Genomic DNA, 23,310 nt, shown 5'->3' with positions numbered 1-23,310 from the left:
TGCCGTCTCCGAAGGAGATCTCTTAAGGTGACGATATACAGTCGCCCTGGACACCCCCAGCTTATCTGCTACTTTGGTTTTACTGAACCCTTTCTTGAGTAACTGCTGTATTTCCATATACATTTCCCACTTATCCACCTTTTCTCAGCCCTCCAATGATTTACAAATCAAACCATCATCATACAATGGAAGGGCCATATATTTTACTGGTATATTAGGGTAAATAAGTGTTTCATCTTATCTAGCAAAAACTGTCTACTTTAGTTTAGCAGTCACAAACGTCTTATAACGATGATATTGAACTGCCAAACGCAAACCTGTTTAGTTGGGTTATAGCTGATGGCAATTATTCAAAGAATATCCAACTTCGTCAAAAAATTTATCTGTTAGGAATTATTAACCGTGAGAAGATTACTTCTGACGAAAGTATGGAAATGCCTGCTAAACTTTCTAAAGAAATAATAGAAAGGCTGGGAGAAAGTTATAATATTACTTCCCTTCAAGTAATCTATACAGATGTAAACGGTCAATATGAAATTGTATTAGATGACATGAAATCAATGTCATTCAATACCTTGCGAAAGAATACATCAAAAATGGAGAGGATTGGAGAGGAAGAGAAAGAAATAATTCGTAAGCTAAATGAATCTTAAATAATCACCTAGCATCTTAACCGGTTTGTTAGGAATAATCTTTATATCCGGTCATGGAATTAAGTTCACGTCCAGGTATTCTTTTATTTTTCAGGGCATGTACTCTTCGTCAGAAAGAATTCTGGTTAATCGATTAAAGCATCAACTCAGACCAATAAAGTAAATATTCTTCATCAGCACTTGATTACAGTCAAAAACGTGGATAGCGAAGGGCGGACAATTGTGTTATCCTTTATGTATAATTTTTGTTATGAAAAAGGCTGTAGAACATATTTTAAGAAATGGAAAGGACTGAACTTACAAATAATGATTCTTTATTCAGTTACCTTATGAATTTAATATTTTCAGTCTTTAAGGTATAGGATTAGCCTGATTTTTGTTTGTAGTCAGTCACACTTTATGTGCCAAAACACATGGTATAGTAGAGGCTTTTGTATATAAATTTTTTTATCAATCCTTCCGCAAATGGAAAGGATTTTTATTTTTTATAAAAGAATATTTGATTCATGAGCTATATTCTAATGAAAAGGAGAGATAATATGTCTTTAGAATTGGATGTTACACATGTATTACTCCGTATAAGTCGATATACTCCATCAGGCTTGTACGGAGTGAAGTAGTCGAGATGGATATACCGACTTTGTATTTGTAGAAAAGCGTAAAATACAAAGGAGGAATTAATATGTCAATGATACAAGTTCAGAATTTAACTTTCTCTTATCCGAGTAGTTTTGATCCTATTTTTGAAAATGTAAACTTTGGGATCGATACAGATTGGAAGTTGGGTTTTATAGGCAGAAATGGACGAGGGAAAACAACCTTCTTTAATTTGCTGCTAGGGAAATTTGATTACAGTGGAAAAATTATATCTTCCGTCAATTATAACTATTTTCCTTTTCCAATAAGAGATAAAAGTAAGGATACTCATGAAATTTTAGAAGAAATATGCCCTCAGGCAGAAGATTGGGAGTTCCTTCGAGAAATTGCTTATTTGGATGTCGATGCCGAAGCAATGTACCGCCCCTTTGAAACGCTGTCAAATGGTGAACAAACAAAAGTCCTGCTTGCTGCGCTATTTTTAAACGAGGGACAATTTTTGTTAATTGATGAACCCACTAACCATTTAGATACTGAAGGACGGAAAGTGGTCTCTAGTTACTTGAAAAAGAAGAAGGGATTTATTTTAATTTCTCATGATCGAAACTTTTTAGATGGCTGCGTAGATCATATTTTGTCTATAAACAGAGAGAATATTGAAGTTCAAAGTGGAAATTATTCTTCTTGGAAAGTGAACTTTGACCGCCAGCAGGAACATGAAGAAGCAGCAAATGAACGCTTGGAGAAAGATATTGGAAGGCTGAAACAATCTTCAAGACGTTCAGCAGGCTGGTCTAATCAAGTCGAAGCTACTAAGAATGGAACAACGAATTCAGGTTCAAAATTGGATAAAGGTTTTGTAGGTCATAAAGCATCGAAAATGATGAAACGCTCAAAGAACCTGGAGGCCCGGCAGCAAAAAGCTATTGAAGAAAAATCGAACCTATTAAAAAATGTTGAAAAAACAGAAGCCCTGCAGATCGAACCCTTAAAATATAAATCCAAGGAGATCATCCAAATTACAGATATGTCTGTAGTGTATGATGGTCAATTGGTGAACAAACCTGTCAGCTTCTCTATTGAACAAGGAGATAGAATTGTCTTGGAAGGAAAGAATGGCAGCGGAAAGAGCAGCATTTTAAAATCAATCTTAGGACATCCAATTCAGCATACCGGTGTTATGAATAAAGGATCTAATCTCATCATTTCTTATGTTCAGCAAGATACCTCCCATTTGAAGGGATCGCTGGCTGATTTTATCGAGGAACATCAGATAGATGAGACTTTATTTAAGTCGATATTGAGAAAAATGGATTTCGATCGAATTCAGTTTGAAAAAGATATCTTCTTTTATTCAGGTGGACAGAAGAAAAAGTTGCTTATTGCTAAGAGTTTGTGTGAAAAGGCTCACCTATATATTTGGGATGAACCATTAAATTTTATTGATGTATACTCTCGCGTGCAAATCGAAGAGCTTATTCAAACATTCAATCCCACCATGATTTTTGTAGAACATGACGATACTTTCCAAAAGACAATTGCTACCAAAAGAGTAAATGTGGATAAAGCGTAGTTATGAAGCAGTCCTCATAAAAAAGGGCTGAACGCAGAATCGAGAATAAGGTCCTAATCCTGGTACACTAACCTATTAATGTACCGGGTATTAGGGCCTTTTTTTATTGAGGTGTCACACATTTATATTTTTTGATAAAAAATAGTTTACTAAAACGGTGTCTCTTTCCTTAAAATCTCTCTACATATAAGGTGAAAAAGACTTTTAGGGAGGAATTACAAATGACAGGATGGATTAAATTTAACCGAAGCATGATTGATAGTCCGATTTGGGGGAGCCCGTTTACCTTGAGGCTTCTATTATTGCTGAGCTGCAGGGCACTGCAGAAGGAATTCATGTATGTGGAAGAAGTGAAGGTGCTTAGAGGTCAATACTTGCGCTCGTATTCGCGTCTGGCGGAAGATTTGCAGTATGTAGAGAATGGGAATTTGAAGATCCCGTCGAAGAATATGATTAGATTGAGTGTGGAACGTTTGAGAAAGTATGGTCTCATCTCTACGGAGGAAACCAAAATTGGTACGTTGTTCACATTACACCAGAATGAAAATGATTTTTCTGTGCCCGAAAACGGGAGAACGGAAGATGAAGAACAGAATGACGAGCCGGTAATGAATGCGCCACTAAAAGAAGAATGTAAGAAAGGTAGAGAAAAGAAAGAAAAAGAGAGCGTGCGCGCGAGAGAGGACCTGTCTTCCAATCCAGAGGTGCAGATGAGAGTCGAGAAGGTCACGGAAAAATTTTTGAAGCTGCGAAATTCAGGGTTCTATATTTTGCCTAAGGAGCAGTGTGCCATTGAAAAAATTGCTGAGAAGGATATCGAAGTGGAGACGCTGCTGTGCTGGATGGAGGAGATAGAGTCCTCCTATCGAAAGCGGAATGAGGACAGCACGATCAAGTCGTTTGCCTACTACGACAAGGCTTTGCTGCAGAAAATCAGTATTTCCAGGAGTACTCCAAAGCTCCCGAGCTCTTCTGCCAACCTGGTAAAAGAAACAAATGACTTCCTGGCCAAGCTCGAGAGGTGGAAGAGGGAGGCGGAGGTCCGTATTGCAAACGGATCCAAGAGAATCAAGCCGTCCATTGGACCTGTATGGGCCCGATAGATTAGCGGGTTGCAGGAGTTGTTGCGTAGAGCATGCTGTTCAGAGCGATTTTTCTGTAACCTAGGCCATCAATGACCTCTTCTGAACATTTTCGTAGAGCCGTCACTAGGTTACGGGCGTCACTGTGATCAGCCCATTTCACTTTTCTGTTAATCCCGACTCTTTCCGTTAGTGATTTCGATAGGATTGCGGTACTATAAAAAGTAAAGTCTTAATCATCATCGCTTACTGAATGCTAACTCTTTCGGAATATAGGCCAGGCTGCGATTCCTTGTAAGACTGCAGAATCGAAATCACTTAAAAAAGGGGCATGAAAAATACATATGGTCATTCTTGTTTTTATCATCACACTGCTGCTTTATGGCGGTCTTGTCTACTATATCGGCTGGCGCGGCTTACACTGGCTGCGGCCGAAGTCTTCAACCAGACGTTTTAAGATCCTATACAGCCTGGTTATCGTGCTGGCAGCCACTTCGTTTATCGTGGGCCGCATGACTGGACTCACGTTTATCAATATTATCGGAGCATACTGGATGGCCTGCTTTTATCTGCTTCTGCTGCTTGTTCCTCTTGCTCATGTTACAGTCATCCTCCTGCGCCTCACGAGGCTGCCGCGACATGGAACACAGAAGTGGGCGGGATTCATTACCCTTGGACTGCTGATCTTCTTTATGGCATGGGGCAGCTATAACGCATTCAGCCCCGTTGTCCGCGATTATGATATACAGATCGATAAAGGCTCGTCTACACTCGACGAACTTCATATCGTGATGGCCGCCGACATGCACTTTGGCCTGCTGTCAGGCAAAGATCATGCAGAGCGTTTTGTAAAAGAAACCAACGCACTCAACCCGGACATTATTCTGCTTCCGGGCGATCTCTTTGACGATGATGTGCAGCCATTCCTTGACCAGGAGATTGATAAAATTCTTTCGAAGCTCCAGGCACCATTTGGAGTCTATGCCTCGCTTGGCAACCATGACAGACACGATGGCACCATGAAAGAACTGATAGAGTCATTGGAGCAGGGAGGCATCACAGTGCTCTATGACGAGACAGTAGACGTTGAAGGGCAATTCACGCTGATTGGCCGAAAAGACCGGATCGACGATGAAAGATTGCCATTAGATGCATTAATTAATGACGTAGACCAAACCAAACCTAAAATCTTAATCGATCACCAGCCATATGACCTCGACATCGCCCAGCGGGAAGGCATTGACCTCATGGTGTCCGGCCATACCCACCGTGGGCAGATCTTCCCTGGGAGCCTGCTGACTGATATGATCTATGAAAATGATTGGGGCCATTTGCAGAAGGAACAGATGCATTCGATCGTGACATCAGGTTTTGGTTTTTGGGGGCCTCCTATTCGGTTGGGTACTCGGGCTGAGGTTGTTAGTATTTGGGTTGAGTTTAAGTAGGGATATTATTTTTGGTTTGAAAAAAATTAGTATCTATCAAAATTCAATTGTGATTTTTGCTGTGTGAATTGAATAGTTCTTCCTAATTATTTTCTCAAAGGGCGTACATCTACAGGATTTACGCCCTTTATCGTTGAAGAAGAAAGAGAACTCATTTCTCAGTATTCAGAAGGACAGGTGAGCAAGATGTCACTGGAAAAGAAATCAATAGAGGAACTCTTAGACTTAGAAGAAGAGCTAAAAGCAGAAATTGATCTGAAAGAGAACGTTTCCTATGCCAAATTGATCAGACTTTACGAAACACTGTATCGGAAAATTCGCAGAGACCCTAACAATGAATACCAGGCAAGCCTGGAAAAAATCAGACAGCATCTAATCTTTCACCTTGTCCAGTATGGGACTTACATGAAGACCGTTTACCGGCAGGATGACAGAGCAGCAGAAACCTCTTTGGAAAAAGCGCTTCGATACGAAAAGAATTTACCTATTGTGCATTACCGATTGGGATTTTTACATTATAAACAGCGCAGCTATACATCAGCCCTTCTGCACTTCGATAGTGCTCTTCGTTTTCAAATGTCTCACGGCTTTGATAAATATAAATTGAATGATCAGCAGCTCCATAATTGTCACCTGTACCTATCAAGCTGTGGGCTGTTTATAGCGAAGAATACCCAGGAGGATCTTGATAATCTAGATCTCAATGTGAATATAGAAAATGTTCTTCATTATGAAGTTTCTCCTCTGTATCGTTTGATTTCAGAAAATGAACAGTATCTTGCTCGACATGAATACTGCAAAATTTCATCTGGGTCTGAAGAATATTGCACCAAGCAAGACTGTGAGTCAGCTAGAGAAGAACGGGAATCTATTATCCTCGACTTTACGGAGCGGGAGATTTCAGTCATATATAACGGGAAAATGAATGTTTTATCAAGAAACCGCGGGGAAATCCTCCGCTACTTTCTCCTTAAAAGTAATGAGTCCGCACCTTTAACAAGACATGACTTTTACGATATCTTTTCAGTGTCTGGAGAAAACGGTGGGGTCTCGACAAACACTTATACTCAAAATATCAGAAGGTTAAGGGCTGTATTTAAGGAAATTGAGATTAAGGAAGATATCCTAATCAACAAACCCGGCAGCTCTGAAACCGCTTATTATTTCAACCACCAATATCCCTTTATCATCCTGCACAGAAGTGATGACACGTTCCTCCTGAACGGATGACAGGGGTGTCATCGCCCTTTTCGTATACTTAAGCTACAAACGAAAGGGAGATGATGAGGATATGAGAAAAACGTGGAATCAATTATTTGTGAGGCAGGGTTGGATGCTGGCTGAGAAGGAAGAAAATGTGTTTGACTGCAGCAGAGAAACCAATGTTAACCTTCAATTTTTAATGAAATCTCTGAAAACTGCCTGTGTTGAATTCGCTTTGAAAAATGGAGAACTAACACTTCCTGTGGTACCTATCTCAGAAGAAGAGTGGCTGTCAGCAGTTGATTTTGAAGGAAGAGGTCATGGAGAAGGGTTGTGGTTTAAGCCTGGAGTCGATGAACCTAAAGTGAATGAACTGGATACCTATATCAGCGGTATTGTTCGTCAGTTGAACCGACTGGGCTTTTACACAAAGGGCTCATGTGATGGCCATAAAAGAGGGGCAGCTCATATTATGCTTACTAAGGATTATGACATGGAGAAGATTTCAGGCCTCCTGCTGACTCTCGGAAACAGGAAGATCTTTTGGATGGAACGGGCAAACAGTTGCTATTTATCTCTTCATCTTGACAGAACCCAGTTGCTGGACCTTGCTGAAAAATTAAGCATTATAAAAGAAGATTGGTTAGTAAAAGGGATGGAGTTCATTAAAGAAAAGCTGTTTCAGCATAAAGTCGAAGAACTTCTGATGATTCCTGGGGAAAGTGGAAATGAAAGAGAAGTCAGAAGCTATGTAGCTAATAAACTGTCACCACTCGTAGATTACCTAACTATAGACCGTGCAGGGAACCTTCTAGCTGAAAAAACGTATAACGGCGGCAATGGACCGGTTATTCTGTTGAATGCCCATCTAGATACTGTATTCGAAATTGAGGAAGGCAGAGAAATCATCAAGAATGGCACGCTCTGGACCAGCAGCGAGGGTATATTAGGAGCAGATGACAGGGCGGGTGTAGCCATCCTTCTTCATATAGCAGAACATCTTCACCACTCTTCCTTCAAGGGTAAAGTGAAGTTCATCTTTACCGTCGAAGAGGAATGCGGCCTCGTAGGAGCAAACCAGGTAGATGAATACTTCCTCTGGAACACAGATGCTGCCATTGTGGTAGACCGCCGAGGCAAAGGTGACATTGTCACTTCCTGCGGAGGCTATATACCATTCTGTCATCCACTTTACGGAAGCTTTTTTGAAAATACAGCTGAGGAAGAAGGCTTAGCAGGTTGGACGGTTACTCCAGGAGGAAGCAGTGATACACGAGTTTGGGCTTCACATGGCATTCAAAGTGTCAACCTGTCTGCTGGGTACTATAACGAGCATACGGAGGAAGAATCACTCGATGTAGCCGCATGCTACAGAACAGCACAGCTAATCCAAGGATTCTTTGAGAGAAGGAATGAGCTGAGAAAAGTTTTGCGTGACATCAGACGCAAAGAAAGGGGAAGTGACATCTTATCTAAAGCTCTTTAAACCTGGAGGGATGCTCATGCAAACGAACGGTATGGCAAGGGGATACATGGTGAGGGTTATGAAAGGTGAAGACTTCTTAAAGCATGTGGCTGAAACAATTGAACGACAGCTTAAAGAATGGGATGTAACCTATGTTGTGATTTTAATGAAGCTTAAGGATTATGAAATGGTTATAAGGAATGGAAACCAAGAAAATCAGGTGGTACTGACTGAGCAGGAAATCCAACTGCTGCAGAATACAGGACTGTATCAACTCGATAACCGGATCTGGAGAGATCTAATTAATCAGGGACTGGTTATTCACAAAGGGTACGGAAACTACTTGAGCACAGTCCTATAAGCGGGATTTAAATGGAGGGCTATCTATCAGATAGCTCTTTTTCCTATGATTTGGTAAGATGAAATGGAAAATAATTCACTATTCATAGTTCGTTTGGAGGGACCCCCATGCCTGTTTATAACAAATTAGTCCGTAATAGAATCCCAGAAATAATTGAGTCGAATGGAAAGAGATTTTCAACCAGAATCCTTTCTGATGAAGAATACATAACAGAATTGGAGAATAAAAGCTTTGAAGAATTAGAGGAATATCGTGATGCAGAAACAAGAGATGTTGCCCTGGAAGAGCTGGCTGATTTGATGGAGATTGTTCATGCATTTGCTAATTCACATGGCAGCACCTTGGAAGAAGTAGAAGAGATTCGCCGTATGAAAGCAGAAAAACGAGGCGCTTTTGACAAAAAAATATTTTTAATAGATGTAGAGGATTAAACATAGCAGGAGATGGTTTAAGTGAGTCACAAATTAAGGGTAGGAGAACTCAAAGAGGAATACTTAACAGACGAAGAGATCTGGCGTATTTTTACTGTCGTGCTGTCCAGTAAATCAGTAAAATCTTCTACTTATAAATATGCTTTGATCAAAGCTTTAATTGAAAACTTATATCAGGTAAATGACAACTTTGAAGTGACATATGACCAGCTTGCCTACACCTTTACAAAGGTCTATTGGAATTTGATCGTTACCCATGATCTTACGCAGCACAATAGAGGGAAAACTGCCAGAGTCGTATCAATCATTCAAGAGGAGCAGAGAAAGAACTCCATACCCTCAGAAAATATTTTTGATAAGCTAAAAGATTCCCTCCAGGTAAAGCTGATAGCCAGTGTGAAATCCACCATGAAGATTAATGTCTTTGGTGCTCTGTACGGTGATACTAGAGGGAAGTTCTATGCCTTTGACCATAAAACAGAGAAATTAAGCTTCAACCCGGCCGTTCATGCTTTCATGCTGAATTATCAAAGATTGATCATTCACCTTACCAATTATCACATGGCTGCCATGATCGAGGATTTGAATGACGTACCGAGCATTAACTACCTTCTAGGTAAGGTAGAAAGCATTGCCAAACGATCATCTCTACAGCCATTTGAAAAAATACTGCTTTCTCACTTTGAAGCCAGCTGTTTTTATTGCGGAAAGATGCTGACAGGCAAGAAGAGAGAAACACATGTCGACCATTTCATTCCTTGGTCCTTTGTACAGTCAGACCATATTTGGAATCTTGTGCTGTCCTGTAACAAGTGTAATAGCTCAAAGAGTGATAAGCTGCCGAAAAGAGATTTCCTTGATGGGATTGTTCAACGAAATGAAGAGTTAATTGTTTCAGAGCTGGATGTTCAAGTTGGAAGGCTGATGGAGAATTATAAGGCGAAGAAGATTGTTATGCTCTATGATTACTCTGTTAAGAATGGGTTTGATGCTATATGGACTCCTTAAAAGGACCCTAGAGAGTAATATTGAGCATTTCAATTCATAAAAAAGAAGATAAAAGGAGCAAAGTAACAATGACCTTCTCAATAGACGCAATAGCCCAATTAGATCACTCCAAGGAGTTTGCCATTCTTCATCAGAAGTTTAATAAGTTCAATCCATTAAAGGTACTCAGGGTAGATCAATATGAAATCAGGCATTCGAATGTGTTGGCGTGGCTGCTGGACCCTGAGGAGAACCATTACATGGGTGACTTTTTTGTTAAAAAGCTGTTGTCCCGATTACTGACCAAGCCTGAGAATGAGGATAAATCATCATCCATTCATTTTCTTTCATACATGTATGCTTCTTTCTCTGACTTGGAAGTATTTAGAGAAGTGAATACTGATAAGAATCGGTTCATTGATCTAGTGATAAAGGTACCTTCAGAAAAGTTGGTCATTATGATAGAAAATAAATTTCATGCCATCGAGTCAGAAGGACAACTAGAGGAGTATATTACATATGTTCAGTCTCAGTTCAGCCAAGATGGATACACAATCATTCCTGTATTTCTGACATTAAGAAGCGACTTGCCTTCCTTAGATAAGTATTGGGTGCTGGACTATAATGACATTTTGGAAATCATTGAGACACATATTCATTTGCACAAGGAAGCCATATCTGACCGGATTTTCGATTTTCTTCATGATTATATATGGATACTTCAGGAAGAATTAGTTGATGACAATGATTCAGTTGAGATTGCACTCGAGGTATATAAAGCAAATAAAGCAGCGATTGACTTGCTCTATCTAAATCATTATAAGGACTTGCTTCGACAACCTCGCTATAGGCATGAATCCAATCAATTAAACAACCTGAAGTTATCAGAGAAAGAAATCCTGCACAAAATTTATAAAAGGAACCAGCAAACCATAGATTTCATCTTCAAAATGGGCAGCAATGTTCTCAGAGAGGCCTTTCTCTCATTTGCGAAAATGGAAAAATTCCCGGAAGAAGCGTATAAAGCTCACGTTCAAGTTCCAAACTTCATTCTGTCTGAATGGCAGGATTTTGATCAGGTACTAGGAGAACCTGAAGACGGCTACTGGTTAGGACATGGTCTTATCACTTGGTTCGAACGCACATGGGATGAAAGGTTAAAAATCAATCTTGAAGTGGGACCTATCCCATATGAAAACCGGTTAAAGCTGCTAAATAATCTTGAAAACCAAGGTGTTAACTTCCGGACCTCAGGAAAAATGGAAGGCAAGAAATACACAAAAATTTATACAGCAACCAGTGATGTAGGAGACTGGTCGGATAAACAGATTGTTCTAAAGGAAATGAACAGGTTATATGAAAATCCAAATCTGAAGTCAGTATTCAAGAAAATTGCTATATCTCTTGAGAAAATGGGTGAAGAAGAGGAGCATGTCGAAGAAGTAATTGAAACGGCAACTCGGCAAGATGTTCATACAAACTGTTTACAGAAGCCCTTTTTGCAATTTGCAGAGCAACATCATATTGACGTGGATCGATACGCAGTTCAAACCAACAACGCTTCATTTCTATTACCAATCTTCAGAGAACTTGAAGAAAAGTATGGTCCAACCCGTATTAAGTGGTGGTGGCATAACAGTACCTTCACCTATTGGTTCGACAGGTTAAAAGACGACCGGCTAAAACTCACATTGGAATTAGGACCTCTCCAGCCACAACAACGTCTTACAGTAATAGAGAAACTTGAAAAGCATGGTGTTGCCTTTCAAGAAAGATCGAAGCAGCAGAGCGCAAAGTATACTCGATTATTTTCTCAATCAAAGGTAATAAATGACTGGGAAGATACATCGGAAGTTTACCAGGAGATGGAGCGGTTGTTTGGTGATGCGAAGAATCAATGGTTGCTAGAGTGTATTGAGTTGTTACGGTAATACTTATTGTTTTAAGCAATTATTTATTTCATAGATGTGATAGTTAGGTGTGATGCTAACATGTGAGAGAAACACTTTTGTAAGTGCATTAATAAAGAAAAGGATAAAAACAGCCATTTAATCATCCCTAATAGAGTTCAACAAATACTGGAGTGTTATTTTGACAGAATATTCAGATGAATAAATGAAGGGTATATAGAGGGACATCATACGAAACCTGTTTCTAAAATGGGCGAAACTGAGATAACACTGGTTGAAGACATTGCCTTAGGTTTGTTCTAATTGTCATAGAGTGTTACACCGTAAAAGACCCTGGCAAACAAAAGACCAACTTAAAGAAATTTTAATTGAAAGCTAGAATAAGAGGTGTTTAAATGAAACATAAGAAATAAAGAACTATTTAAATAATATTAATAATAATAAGTAAAGTTTAATTAACCTTCAGCTTAACACTGTGAGTTCAAGTTTTAACACGCACCAAATTTTTTTAAATTAAACATTTGTACCGATCTCGCAAGAGTTCATGTCAGATTAATTATTTATTAATAGTTAATCTTATATTTTAAAATTTAGGAGGAAGAAATAATGCAACAACTGAACGAATTAGAAGAATATTATTTTAAGAGACTAAAACAAATTTTTGAAAAAAATGGTACTTCTTTTGTTAAAAACCTAACTTCGCAATATTTATTTAGTGAAATTGAAGATACATATTCTGGTAAGTCAGGTATTGCAGATGTTATGGAAAGAGTTGTACAAAGAATAATAAGTAATTATACTGATTGGGAAATTTTTTCGCATCCAGCCAGTTCAGATAGTTCTTTTTTAACACCAAAAGCAGTTATTCATATCGATTGTAAATCAACTTTAGATACAGATAGTGATGCAATACAGCACAAAGTTGACCTAGGCAGAAACCAAACATCGTATGCAACGGATTTACCTATCATGTATAATGAAGTTCCGTTTAAGTCTAATCTACCAACTGTATATAATCATACCTTATATGGAAATTTATATACTCTTACATACATTGTTAAGATAGTTTATAACCTAGATGATGGAATTAACTCTTTAAGAAATTTTAAAGTTTACTTATGTTCAGTCCCTAATGGTTTAATGCAGCCAATATTAGGCTTAGAATTTGTGCATGCTGGTAGAGAGTTAGTGAGGCCTATCTACGATGTGTTGAATACAGAGGATTACTTTAATCTCGTTAATGAATTACACTCTGATAATGAAGAAATATTTAATCAATGTTATTATTATGACGAATCGAATGAATTATATAAAGCTTATGAATGGTTAAGTTTTAATGGAAACTCCCTATCAGATGATTACAAAAATCTGAAAAAAGAATTAATCAAAATTTATACTAGAAATAATTTTAACCTCCAGAGAACAAAGTTAAGAGTGAAGTTTTTAGAAATACCTAGGGAAGATGGAAGTGAATATAAATGGAATAGATACCAGGAGTTAACGTTGAAATAGATTTTTTAAAAGCGTAAGTGTTTTTATTTACGCTTTTTTGTCTTAAGCTCTTTTAAAGAACTTTTTTAATTTTCATATGATTATTGAATTTCTTCTGTGTAAATAGCACAATAGTATAGAACCCACATATTTTTTTATAATGGAATTGATTTTAAGTATAAATAATAGCTTGTATCCATCTTTAAATTTTCTGCATTCCATAGAGTAGGAGCCAAAAGCTTCGCGTAATAACCGATACAAAACCACTATTTTGCGCGTTTTTCCACATTCTTTAGCTTTTCCTTAAGTTCAGTAAGTGATGCTTTTATAAATATTGATTTAAAAACAGTGGGACAACTTGCATAGTATACCAAATTGAGATCTAGAACCTCATTAAAAAGAAAGAGTTCTTTCTGCAGGGCAAAACAAGATTTCGATTTACAAAGGTACCCAATTTCGAACTTTTAGACCCTCCTCTAAAAAGGATTAAAGTAATTTATTATAAAAATAACATGGAAAAAAATACAATAAAATGAAATTTTACAAAGAAATCCTAGACAAGCAAAATTAAAACTGGCTATTTTAAAGAATTAATTAAGTTATAATTAATTTTTACTGTATCCTAAGGGTGTGTGTTGTCAAAATTCTTCAGACTATGGGAAATAGAGTTGCAATTATTTATTATTCTTGCAAAACATCAATATTGAAGTTTTTTCCATATAATAAGAAGTTGATAAGGTTTATAAATATCACTTTCAATAACCAGGATTTATGAATATAATATAAGTCTAGTATTTTAAATTTTAATAGGTTTACCTTGAAACAGAACATTTGTTCTGATATAATATTTATATCATATATTTGGTGCCTAAAGTAAATAACAGACTAACTTATGTAGGTGATTTTATGAACGATAAAAAGTATAAAGTAGTATCATTATTTGCAGGCGCTGGCGGAATGGATTTGGGCTTCAAGAATGCTGGTTTCGATATCGTTTGGGCAAATGACTTTAATCAATATGCAGTAGAAACGTACAAACATAATTTTGGAAGCGATCACGTTGTCCTAGGTGATATTACGCAAGTTCCTAGCTCTGATATCCCAGATGGAGTAGATGTGGTTATTGGTGGATTTCCATGTCAAGGTTTCTCGGTGGCTAATACGAGAAGGAACATGGAAGATAAGAGGAATTTTCTATACTTAGAATTACTACGAGTAGTGCGTGATAAACAACCTAAATTTTTTGTAGCTGAAAATGTAAAAGGTCTCCTTTCAATGGGAAAAGGACAAGTTATTGAACTTATTAAATCTGACTTTGAGAAGATTGGGTATAAGGTGGATTATAAAGTTTTAAATTCAGCTGATTATGGGGTTCCACAAGCCAGAGAGAGAGTTATCATTATGGGGAACCGTCTTGGCCTTGAAAATGTCTTCCCTGTGGAAACACATGGTCCAGCTATTCAAGAAGATGAGACAGGGCAAGTTGAAGCTGATCTATTCAAAGAAGCGGAAACACAAAAAAACCTTATTCCCTATATTACAGTGGAAGAAGCGATTGGACATTTAAGTGATGTTCGAACAAGGAATGAACCTTTTGTATTTAACGGGCAAACAATTTTCAACCATGTAGCAGCAGAAAATGTTAGTGATAAATTTTGGGGTAGGAAGCACAAGGTGAATCAAGAAGAAGTATGTGATTATCTTAAATACTGGAGAGAGAAAGCAATGATCTCTGTTAAGAAAATTGATGAACACTTTGGTTATAGACATACAGCCGGTCACTGGTTTAGAAAAGATAATAAATCTGGAAGTATTCCTAAACCTGAAGACTGGTGGGTACTTAAGAAGTTGCTTAAGTTCGACGATACGTTCGATAAGCAGGTAACCGAGTTTATAGAGAAAGAGATAAAATTTGAGCAATCATTACGTATTACAAACTGGGACAGACCTAGTGATACAATTACTGCTTCTCAGCCAGAAATACATGTTAATAAAAAGAGGCGTCTTTCTGTTAGAGAGTGTGCAATTTTACAAAGCTTTCCTAATGACTTTGAGTTTCTAGGTAGTATGAATGCAATGTACACACAGGTAGGGAATGCTGTTCCTGTATTATTAGCAGAAAAGATTGGTCTTTGTGTGAGAGATAGTATTCTTCAACACATGCACAAAGCAAAAGAAGATGCTAATGAATTGCTTGTTGTTAATAGCTGAACATTCATTAAATTAAAGAATATCTTAAAAAAAGAAAGCTGAGTATGTTAAAACTTTGCTTTCTTTTTTCTATTTATTAAAATGTAATATATTTTTCCTTTTGACACTTATAGTAGAGCAAAGATAGTTATGGTAAGTATACGTATACTTATTTGAAAAACTAATTGGGGATTATGATGCGGTTAGTTGTTTAATTGCAATATTTAAAAAGTTTTAACTGCACCTAGCGTCTCACTCCATGCTCAATATCAATTATTGGTTTTTACTATCTTCATCATTATTAATTTTAGTTTTCGAAAGAGCACTTTGTATTCTTTCAACCCCTTGAGGCATAAGATCAATAATGCGCTCTAACAGATGTGTACCCTCATTTAGATGAATAAGTTTAACATTATTAGATTTAACTACCAAAAATGCTATTGGAACTATCGACACACCACCCCCACTACCACCGCCAAAAGGAGTGCTATATAACCCTCTACCTTCCTCAGACTCGGACTTTTCACTTTGGAAATTAAAATCACTCCCACCGGCAGCAAAACCAAATCCAACCTTAGATACCGTGAGGATCACACTGCCGTCTGGTGTCTCAACTGGGTCTCCTATAATCGTATTTACATCGACCATTTGTTTTAGGTTTTCCATTGCAGAGTTCATTAAGCCTTCTATTGGATGATCTCCCATAATTATCACACCTTTCATAAAGGTATCTTTAACAATTTCTACATAATTTATCCATTTATTAAAAAATACTTTGCTTACTCATATGTACTAACTAACTCTCTAAAGTAAAATTATGTCATTTACACAGGGAGTTACAACTATTACAATGGAAATATTAAGATATACTCTAGGAAACTCTAAGGGTTTGTCTTTAAATTTAGTTAAAAGTCTTCAACTTCATGAATTTATAGGGTCACCAGAAAGGGGAACATAATGGGGTATCAGAAAAAACATATCGTAAGGAATGACTTTGAAAATAAAATTCTTGATATAGAAAAGAAGTATTTCAATAAGCTTTTGAAAATTATTCAATCAGAGTCTTTTATTGATGATCTATTATTAATTGAGAAAGAAATAAAGGATAACTATCCAGAGTTTAGAGATATCTGGGATTTGAAGAATAAATTAAAGGTCCCAGCTGAAAGATTAGTCACCCATCACATCTATATGCAATGGCATTCAGAAATTAAAGGGATTTATCCATCTCCTGTTAGTTCTGATGTAGGAATAAGAATGAAGGATGCAGTGATTTGTGTCGATATGAAAACAATTGATACAGATGGAAATAGCGGCGATATTAAATCAACTAGTGTAGAAAAGAATCAAACATCTTTCTCTAACAAGAATTACCCTTATGTACCAATGCAAGCAAATTTAAAATCAATTGATCACTATTCACGATTGCCGGTCCTAACGTTCGTTATTAAATTAATATATACTGACGATAAATACAGTTTTAAACTTAATCGTAATAAATATCCTTCCATTGTACTTACATGTATTCCTAACGGTGAAATATCAAAACTCTTTGATTTTAATATTGTTGATAATGTGAAAACATATGATTATTTTTCAAAAAAAGATGGAGAGCACTTCGAACCAATACAGATCCCTTCTACTCTAAAAACCAGAGAAGCTATTGAAACGTATATGGACAAAGTATGTATTGACGATAGAAAATTTAATAGAGCAAACTTAGGTGGATCTAAACTTGCATACTATAATACGGCTACTCGTACACTGTGGTGGCAAACAACAGAAAGCAGAAAGAAAGTAATTAGAGCTGTTAAGTCTGGCTCAAGTGTTCGCTTTAGTAATAAAACTTTAAAAGCTCGATATGATTCCACAGACGAACCTTGGGAAGGGTATATTGAAATGCATTTACCTGAACCTATATAATAACCCCTTTAATGGATGTATATAGATAAAGAGACAGATCCATATCTTTATATCTAAATATGAATTTTAAAAAAATTGACAGTGTAGAATACCAAGTTGTTGGAAACAAAAAGGAAAAATCTTTAGTGATATAAAGATCACTTTAAAAGTGGTCTTTATATATAGATTACGAACACCTATTTTACAAAAACCTCCTTAACTAGGGAGTAAAAACTTATGTGAAGAGAATATTAGTGATGGAAAGGTAAAAAGTCACAACTAATATTAAATTGGGTAGAAGTGCAGCCATTTGAGTATAAATATTCTTGTATGATTTTGAAGATAAAATCGTTGTGTGAATTCCTGTTTGCAAAAGTGTATATAGATGATCTCCATTGATATAAGGTGAGGCGATGAAGTTCAATACAGCTACAAAAGTAGAACCTAAACACATTTTCCGATTGATTGTGAGAACATCAAGAGAGAGTACGGGATTTTTGTAACAACTTTATTATATACCAAACAGAAGTTTCTGAAGGTAGATATCCGGTTAAGTTGTTTTCAGAATCAGTTAAAGTTATACTCCCTAAAGAATTAAATAAGGTCCATAATGATTCAATAGAAGCTAATTGGCTTTATTCAGTTATTAGATATAGTAAAAAATAGTTAGTTGAGTAAAAAAGTTAAAAAATGTAAACTAGTAATAATAATGAGCAAAATATAGTTGGAGGATTTTTATGGGAACGCAACTTAGTACAATACCTTTAATACCAGTTCAAAGAAAGATATTAGATTTAGAGAGAAAATATTTTTACATCTTACATAATACTTTTACATCTCCAGAGTTTATTGACGATCTAAGAGAAATAGAAAGTAATATAAAGGCTACATATCCAGTATTATCGTTGTTTTCTCAAAAAAAAAATAAAATAGAAGTTGCTTTGGAAAGATTAATGAGATTCTATATGTATAAGACAATCAAAGCCGAGAGTGTTTATCACTCTTCTTTAAGTTCAGACTTGGCTTATTATACTACTGATGCACTAATAAATATTGATGCAAAATCAATAGATATGGAATCAAATGAAATAGACAAAGATAAGGTTATTTTTGAGAAAAACCAAATTAGTTTCCAGAATAATCCGGTTTATAGTAGCTCTCTTCCCTTTTCTGGATTTAAATTTACTCCTAGATTGCCTACGATAGATCCAGTTAAAAACTTACCTACTTTAACTTATTTTATTAAATGTATTTATAAAGACGATACTACTGATTTTAACCTCGTAGGAATAAGTCTTGCTTGTATGCCAAATGGTAAGTTAGGAAATTTATTTGATTTCGATCTGATAACAGGATTTAAAACATATGAATACATAACAACTACTATGGCTGGTGGACCTCTCTTTTCAGCATACGCACCTGTAAATAGTGTCCTACCTCACTGGAGCCCCTTACGTCCGCTAGGAACAAGAAGGGATATATATTATGATACCACTTTAAATAATCCTCTATATCCTACTGATAAAATAGTTTGGGCAAAAAAAGAAGGTGGAAGTAAATACGAAGCATGTATTGATGGTAGAACTGCAAGAGTAAATGTTGATACACTTAAAATTAGATATGATTCTTATAATAATCCTTGGACTGGATATATATATATCGATCTATAAAAATTGAAACTTTAATTACTTTCAATCATGTAAATCCGCCACAGAGAAAGGTTAATATTTCCACCAATTATTTCAAATCATTTTATACAACCTTTAAGCCCAATAGGTTAATCACATAAAAGAGAAGGTTGCTAAACAAACTCTAATAGGTAGAACCTTAAAAGGAAAGCATGATCTGACCAAATCTAATATGCTGCTGTCTTTCATTTATGTATGTATCTAAGGAGAGTAATAAAAATTATTCTGAAGATTACATCACGTTAGCGGTGGTCTTTTTTAATGGGGTAATATAATAATTAACCCTTCTTACATATTTCTCAATTGATGCCCCACTTCTTCGTATGAATGGTAATTAAATTTAAAATTAAAGATTGAATTTAGATGGCCTTTTTACAATGTGCAGTAATTTCCATGTTGCACGGAATTCCAACTAAGCAGAAAAGTAATGCCTAACGCTGAAGATTAGCTTGGTAGTATACAAAGTTGGAGCTTCCCTGGAGAGAAGTATAACGACTGTGCATACTTTCCTGCTTATAACGGTCAGTTAGTCCTTGCTCCTGAAGAAAGTGCAAGTTTGATTGAAAAGCGAATAACAGGAGTAGCCTCAAGTGAGTTCAAATCTATTGATGTAGTGAAAACCCTGGGTAAATGTAACCGTAGAAACAAAATTAGGTATTCTCCCTTTCTGACAAGCTGATGAAATGGAAGTAATAAACGCGGAAGAGACAATTTGTTTTTTTATAACCTAAAGATTTAAATTAGATGAAGAGTCAAATAAAGTAAAAACTCCCCTACCTCTAGGGAACAGGTAGGGTTTTAAAATGCCTTCACTCCATTTTAAGATTCAACCTTTTGACTATTGAATAGTGCATTTCTATATTTCATCCTGATACTGTCTTGTTTATCGCTATAGGTTAAAATCTCACTTATGAAGAAGTCGGTCTAAAATGGCTGTGGTAAGTGTTGGGTCTCCGAGAAACTTTCTCCATTCTCCAAGGCTTCTATTAGAGGTATGGATGAACGCTGCCTTGTCATATACTTTTCATAAGTAAATTGAAAGAATAGGTGGGCATCCTGAGGTTCATATGCCATATACATGAGATTGTTAATTAGATTAGAATTCACGATATGCTTAAATCACATCTTGGATTACCTTACGTACTCCCTTGATTTTAGGACATAGATCAAGCGGTCCATGGAGAGAAATGACACCTGATATCCTTGTTCGATGGCATGAATACCAAGTGCTGTTGAAAAGTGAGTTTTTTCTACACCGGTCGGTACCATAATAATAAGGGTGAGGCATTCATCCACCCAAGAGTGCTGTTTTGAAATATTCAGTTGCTTTTCCTGGTTCAATACATATATATTGGCACCAGGCGATATTAACCAAGTAAACTACCAATCTACCCATTTTATGTAAAAATAGGAGTTCTTTTGTAGTATAATGAAAGAAAACCTCATAATTTGGAGTGTTAGTTGTGGCTTATACAATTCCAGAGAGTATTCGTTCTTCAGCAACGGCAGGGGAACGGCTGCTTTTCAGAACATTGAAGATGTATTTACCTGATGATTATATTGTTTATTTTGAACCGGATATTCATGGACGAAGGCCGGATTTTGTTATAATTGGTCCTGATCTTGGGTTGCTGGTTCTGGAAGTGAAAGATTATACGAAGAATACTTTGTTTCAATTGAACCAGGATGAGTGGACATTGGTGACGACTTCTGGGCAACAGACTAAGGTGAAGAGCCCATTAAAACAGGCGAGAGATAATGTGTTTCATATTGTCGATGCATTGAAGAAGGATAAGAATCTTGTTCAATTGGATGGCAAGTATCAGTTTCAGTTGAAATTTCCTTATGGATTTGGGACTGTTTTTACGAGATTGTCTCAAAGAGATTTTATTGAGAACGATTTGTATTCTGTGATCGAGCCTTCTCTTAGTCTGACCAGAGATGAAATGGATCCGGATAAAGAAGCTTTTTCAGAAGAGAATTTGTATGAGAAGATTGCCAATATGTTTATTGTTCCTTATCGATTAAGAGAACCACTGACGAAAGAAGAGATGGATTCTATCCGCTATCATTTGTTTCCAGAGGTGCGGATCAGTGCAGAGTTTAAAAGGCCGGTGCCTTATCAGGATCAGTTGCTGCTTTCACTACACGATATTAAGGCGATGGACTTACATCAAGAAAATCTGGCTAAGCAGATCGGTGACAAAAACCGTTTGATCCGGGGAGTGGCCGGCAGTGGGAAGACACTTATCCTAGGCAGCCGGGCAAAGATGCTGACGAAAGATCATCCTGATTGGAAGATCCTAATTCTTTGTTATAACATTTCGTTAGCTCGTAATATCGAGCAGATGATTCACCATATGATGCACGAACCTGACAATCTTTTTGACTTTGATTATACCAATACAGACGAACTTCCAGCAGCAAGTCCACATAACATTACGGTAAGAAACTTTCATTCTTGGCTGAAAAATGACTTAAGGATTTCTGAAAGTAGAATTCCGACTGTTCTTGAAAAGTTAAGAAACGGCGAAGCTATACTTCCTACATATGATGCAATTTTAATTGATGAAGGACAGGATTTTGAGTCAGAATGGTTCGAGCTGGTTAGTTGCTTGTTGAATCCGGATACGAAGTCTTTGCTGCTGGTGGAAGATCGTGCACAGTCGATCTATAAACGAAAGAGAAGCTACGTGCAGGATACAGGACTGAATTTCAGAGGACGTTCAAAGGTATTGAACATCAACTACCGGAATACCGCTCAAATTGTGAAGTTTGCATGGGATTTCTATCAATCTCATTCTTCTTTGAAAAACAAGGTTGTGGCGAAGGACTTTGAAGGCGAGATCATTGCCCCTCAGAGTACGAGGCGTAAGGGAGTGGAGCCAGCGATCCTAAAGGCAGATTCATTTTTTACAGAAGCGAAGATCGTCGCCAAGCAAATTAGGAAACTTCATGTACAAAAAAAGGTTCCACTTTCTGAGATGTTAATTCTATATCGAGTGAAAAAGACATACAAAATGAGTTACGTGGATGTACTAAAGGATGCCTTGAAAGCAGAAGGAATTGACTACTTCTGGATCACAGAAAACAGTGAATCGAAGCGGAAATTCGAAAAAGATGATGAGCGTGTGAAAATCAGCACGATCGATAGCAGCAAAGGACTTGATTTTCAGGCCGTTTTCATCGTCAACCTGGATAATATGCCTTTTGCTCTGGAAGATGATGTTGAGAGAGAAGCATCTCTGCTTTACATTGGTATGACGCGCGCAAAGGAATATCTATGTTTGTCTTATTCAGGAGAATCGGAATTCACGAACTATTTTCAAGAAATTGCGGATGAACGGAAGAAGCTGAAGGTGTCATCTGATAAAAGCAGTTGACTAAAAAATGATGTCAGGGAGAAAATGTGACTACCAGTAAAAACACCTGGCTACGCCTAAACCATCATTGGAAGAAAGGAGATGGAAGCGCTATTGAGAATCTACTAAATATAATGATACCTGGTCTAATTGGAGGCCTGATCGCTACAGTAATTTTAGCTCTAGTATATAAAAACAAAGAAAAGAAAGATAAAGGTGTAGTATTCTCCTATTATAAGTTAAGTTACAGAAGAAAAATGATACGAACTTTGTGGTCCATTCCCATACTCGTTATTTTAATTATCGGTATTTCTTTTTTGGCTGAACTAGACCTTACCCAAATTATAATCTTGGCTGTTTTCTTCTTTGCTCTTGACGGAATACAATTTCTCTATAACTACTGGAAGTGGAAAAAACTTGAACAATAATCTTAGACATTTTATAAGTTAAAACCCCAGAAGATGGCTTCTGGGGTTTTAACTGTTTTAATTTTAGGTTTACAAACATGCCGGCATGATTATTTATATACTTGTTGTTTCGGAGAGAGAACGCCTTTTTTAACAAGATTTAAAAGTGCCCGTTCATTTTTGTAACGGAAATAAACCAGCAATCTGTTTAAATCTTTCGTTGTCAGTGTCGAATATTCGGCTCTCATTACATAGTCTTTTTCCAATCGCTTCACAAGGGTTTTGTGTTAATGCTGTCTAAAAACGTCCATATGTTGACGGTATTGTTTGTCCGGGGATTGACGGATATAATGTCCTTAATCACCCTGAAGAAAGGAAAAGACGCCTTCCATTATGCCGGCCATTACCAGTGGCGCGACGGAAGACGTCCCTCAAACAATATGATTGTTGTAAATGATTATATCATAGTGGAATCCGCCGATAAAAGCGTTTTTTATTAAATGTGCAGAAAAGGTTCCTTGTCCCTGTTGTAATCATCAGGACTTCAAGGTCATTGGTTCAAG

General features: G+C 36.8%; 21 protein-coding genes. 17 read left to right on the top strand and 4 right to left on the bottom strand.

The window, feature by feature from the left end:
• Positions 1–117, bottom strand: a 117-nt coding sequence (locus FZC79_RS22430; RefSeq protein WP_252183338.1) for a helix-turn-helix domain-containing protein, incomplete at its 3' end; no start/stop codon positions are given.
• Between the two features lie 317 nt (positions 118–434).
• Here FZC79_RS22430 and FZC79_RS22425 point away from each other — a divergent pair.
• The 12 genes from FZC79_RS22425 (at position 435) to FZC79_RS22370 (ending at position 15,409) form a co-directional block, all read left to right on the top strand.
• Positions 435–653: a hypothetical protein gene (locus tag FZC79_RS22425; protein ID WP_187442929.1), complete on the top strand. Its 219-nt coding sequence runs from the start codon at positions 435–437 to the stop codon at positions 651–653.
• 682 nt (positions 654–1,335) lie between these two features.
• The gene (locus FZC79_RS22420) at positions 1,336–2,823 is read left to right on the top strand and encodes an Lsa family ABC-F type ribosomal protection protein (protein ID WP_148948849.1); all 1,488 of its coding nucleotides are present in this window, start codon (positions 1,336–1,338) and stop codon (positions 2,821–2,823) included.
• 221 nt (positions 2,824–3,044) lie between these two features.
• Positions 3,045–3,926, top strand: coding sequence for a DNA helicase (locus FZC79_RS22415; protein WP_148948848.1), 882 nt, complete (start codon positions 3,045–3,047; stop codon positions 3,924–3,926).
• Positions 3,927–4,249: 323 nt separating this feature from the next.
• A complete protein-coding gene (locus FZC79_RS22410) occupies positions 4,250–5,350 on the top strand; it encodes a metallophosphoesterase (protein WP_148948847.1) in 1,101 nt (366 codons plus the stop codon).
• A 186-nt stretch (positions 5,351–5,536) separates the two neighbouring features.
• Positions 5,537–6,580 (top strand): hypothetical protein, encoded by a 1,044-nt coding sequence (locus FZC79_RS22405; RefSeq protein WP_148948846.1) that lies wholly within the window; start codon positions 5,537–5,539, stop codon positions 6,578–6,580.
• A 61-nt stretch (positions 6,581–6,641) separates the two neighbouring features.
• Complete coding sequence (locus tag FZC79_RS22400; protein WP_148948845.1) at positions 6,642–8,039, top strand: M20/M25/M40 family metallo-hydrolase; 1,398 nt, start codon at positions 6,642–6,644, stop codon at positions 8,037–8,039.
• Between the two features lie 16 nt (positions 8,040–8,055).
• On the top strand, positions 8,056–8,379 hold the full coding sequence (locus tag FZC79_RS22395) for a hypothetical protein (protein ID WP_148948844.1): 324 nt from the start codon (positions 8,056–8,058) through the stop codon (positions 8,377–8,379).
• A gap of 107 nt (positions 8,380–8,486) precedes the next feature.
• The gene (locus FZC79_RS22390) at positions 8,487–8,810 is read left to right on the top strand and encodes a nucleoside triphosphate pyrophosphohydrolase (RefSeq protein ID WP_148948843.1); all 324 of its coding nucleotides are present in this window, start codon (positions 8,487–8,489) and stop codon (positions 8,808–8,810) included.
• Between the two features lie 21 nt (positions 8,811–8,831).
• Positions 8,832–9,818 carry an HNH endonuclease gene (locus tag FZC79_RS22385; protein WP_148948842.1) on the top strand — a complete coding sequence of 329 codons (987 nt, stop codon included), beginning with the start codon at positions 8,832–8,834 and terminating at the stop codon, positions 9,816–9,818.
• Positions 9,819–9,886: 68 nt separating this feature from the next.
• Positions 9,887–11,728 (top strand): PD-(D/E)XK nuclease family protein, encoded by a 1,842-nt coding sequence (locus tag FZC79_RS22380; RefSeq protein WP_148948841.1) that lies wholly within the window; start codon positions 9,887–9,889, stop codon positions 11,726–11,728.
• Between the two features lie 585 nt (positions 11,729–12,313).
• Positions 12,314–13,219, top strand: coding sequence for a hypothetical protein (locus FZC79_RS22375; protein ID WP_148948840.1), 906 nt, complete (start codon positions 12,314–12,316; stop codon positions 13,217–13,219).
• A gap of 885 nt (positions 13,220–14,104) precedes the next feature.
• Positions 14,105–15,409: a DNA cytosine methyltransferase gene (locus tag FZC79_RS22370; protein ID WP_148948839.1), complete on the top strand. Its 1,305-nt coding sequence runs from the start codon at positions 14,105–14,107 to the stop codon at positions 15,407–15,409.
• A gap of 252 nt (positions 15,410–15,661) precedes the next feature.
• On the opposite strand, the gene ytfJ is transcribed toward FZC79_RS22370, so the two are convergent.
• On the bottom strand, positions 15,662–16,093 hold the full coding sequence (ytfJ, locus tag FZC79_RS22365; RefSeq protein WP_148948838.1) for a GerW family sporulation protein: 432 nt from the start codon (positions 16,091–16,093) through the stop codon (positions 15,662–15,664).
• A 252-nt stretch (positions 16,094–16,345) separates the two neighbouring features.
• Between ytfJ and FZC79_RS22360 the strand changes: the two genes are divergently transcribed.
• A complete protein-coding gene (locus FZC79_RS22360) occupies positions 16,346–17,311 on the top strand; it encodes a hypothetical protein (protein WP_148948837.1) in 966 nt (321 codons plus the stop codon).
• Between the two features lie 716 nt (positions 17,312–18,027).
• Positions 18,028–18,960: a hypothetical protein gene (locus tag FZC79_RS22355; RefSeq protein ID WP_148948836.1), complete on the top strand. Its 933-nt coding sequence runs from the start codon at positions 18,028–18,030 to the stop codon at positions 18,958–18,960.
• Positions 18,961–19,882: 922 nt separating this feature from the next.
• On the opposite strand, the gene FZC79_RS23735 is transcribed toward FZC79_RS22355, so the two are convergent.
• Both FZC79_RS23735 and FZC79_RS23730 read right to left on the bottom strand, forming a co-directional pair.
• Positions 19,883–19,978 carry an ATP-binding protein gene (locus tag FZC79_RS23735; protein ID WP_252183445.1) on the bottom strand — a complete coding sequence of 32 codons (96 nt, stop codon included), beginning with the start codon at positions 19,976–19,978 and terminating at the stop codon, positions 19,883–19,885.
• Between the two features lie 131 nt (positions 19,979–20,109).
• Positions 20,110–20,319, bottom strand: a complete 210-nt coding sequence (locus tag FZC79_RS23730; protein WP_286365390.1) for an ATP-binding protein — start codon at positions 20,317–20,319, stop codon at positions 20,110–20,112.
• A 122-nt stretch (positions 20,320–20,441) separates the two neighbouring features.
• On the opposite strand from FZC79_RS23730, the gene FZC79_RS22345 reads away from it, so the two are divergent.
• The 3 genes from FZC79_RS22345 to FZC79_RS22335 all read left to right on the top strand — a co-directional run bounded on the left by FZC79_RS22345 (position 20,442) and on the right by FZC79_RS22335 (position 23,247).
• The gene (locus FZC79_RS22345) at positions 20,442–22,361 is read left to right on the top strand and encodes a 3'-5' exonuclease (RefSeq protein WP_148948835.1); all 1,920 of its coding nucleotides are present in this window, start codon (positions 20,442–20,444) and stop codon (positions 22,359–22,361) included.
• Between the two features lie 26 nt (positions 22,362–22,387).
• Entirely contained in the window at positions 22,388–22,768 is a 381-nt protein-coding gene (locus tag FZC79_RS22340) for a hypothetical protein (protein ID WP_148948834.1), read from the top strand.
• 269 nt (positions 22,769–23,037) lie between these two features.
• Positions 23,038–23,247 (top strand): hypothetical protein, encoded by a 210-nt coding sequence (locus FZC79_RS22335; protein WP_148948309.1) that lies wholly within the window; start codon positions 23,038–23,040, stop codon positions 23,245–23,247.
• Positions 23,248–23,310: the final 63 nt, after the last annotated feature.

This window comes from Rossellomorea vietnamensis (assembly GCF_008180615.1).
Taxonomy (GTDB): domain Bacteria; phylum Bacillota; class Bacilli; order Bacillales; family Bacillaceae_B; genus Rossellomorea; species Rossellomorea vietnamensis_D.
Note: the sequence above shows the minus strand (reverse complement) of the source record. Positions and strands in the feature narration are given on the sequence as shown.

Coding starts and splice junctions, on each gene's coding strand:
- FZC79_RS22400 (WP_148948845.1), top strand. CDS start 6,642: ATGAGAAAAACGTGGAATCAATTATTTGTGAGGCAGGGTTGGATGCTG.
- FZC79_RS22420 (WP_148948849.1), top strand. CDS start 1,336: ATGTCAATGATACAAGTTCAGAATTTAACTTTCTCTTATCCGAGTAGT.
- FZC79_RS22410 (WP_148948847.1), top strand. CDS start 4,250: ATGGTCATTCTTGTTTTTATCATCACACTGCTGCTTTATGGCGGTCTT.
- FZC79_RS22405 (WP_148948846.1), top strand. CDS start 5,537: ATGTCACTGGAAAAGAAATCAATAGAGGAACTCTTAGACTTAGAAGAA.
- FZC79_RS22355 (WP_148948836.1), top strand. CDS start 18,028: ATGGGAACGCAACTTAGTACAATACCTTTAATACCAGTTCAAAGAAAG.
- FZC79_RS22370 (WP_148948839.1), top strand. CDS start 14,105: ATGAACGATAAAAAGTATAAAGTAGTATCATTATTTGCAGGCGCTGGC.
- FZC79_RS22425 (WP_187442929.1), top strand. CDS start 435: ATGCCTGCTAAACTTTCTAAAGAAATAATAGAAAGGCTGGGAGAAAGT.
- FZC79_RS22375 (WP_148948840.1), top strand. CDS start 12,314: ATGCAACAACTGAACGAATTAGAAGAATATTATTTTAAGAGACTAAAA.
- FZC79_RS22380 (WP_148948841.1), top strand. CDS start 9,887: ATGACCTTCTCAATAGACGCAATAGCCCAATTAGATCACTCCAAGGAG.
- FZC79_RS22415 (WP_148948848.1), top strand. CDS start 3,045: ATGACAGGATGGATTAAATTTAACCGAAGCATGATTGATAGTCCGATT.
- FZC79_RS22395 (WP_148948844.1), top strand. CDS start 8,056: ATGCAAACGAACGGTATGGCAAGGGGATACATGGTGAGGGTTATGAAA.
- FZC79_RS22360 (WP_148948837.1), top strand. CDS start 16,346: ATGGGGTATCAGAAAAAACATATCGTAAGGAATGACTTTGAAAATAAA.
- FZC79_RS22335 (WP_148948309.1), top strand. CDS start 23,038: ATGCTGTCTAAAAACGTCCATATGTTGACGGTATTGTTTGTCCGGGGA.
- ytfJ (WP_148948838.1), bottom strand. CDS start 16,093: ATGGGAGATCATCCAATAGAAGGCTTAATGAACTCTGCAATGGAAAAC.
- FZC79_RS22390 (WP_148948843.1), top strand. CDS start 8,487: ATGCCTGTTTATAACAAATTAGTCCGTAATAGAATCCCAGAAATAATT.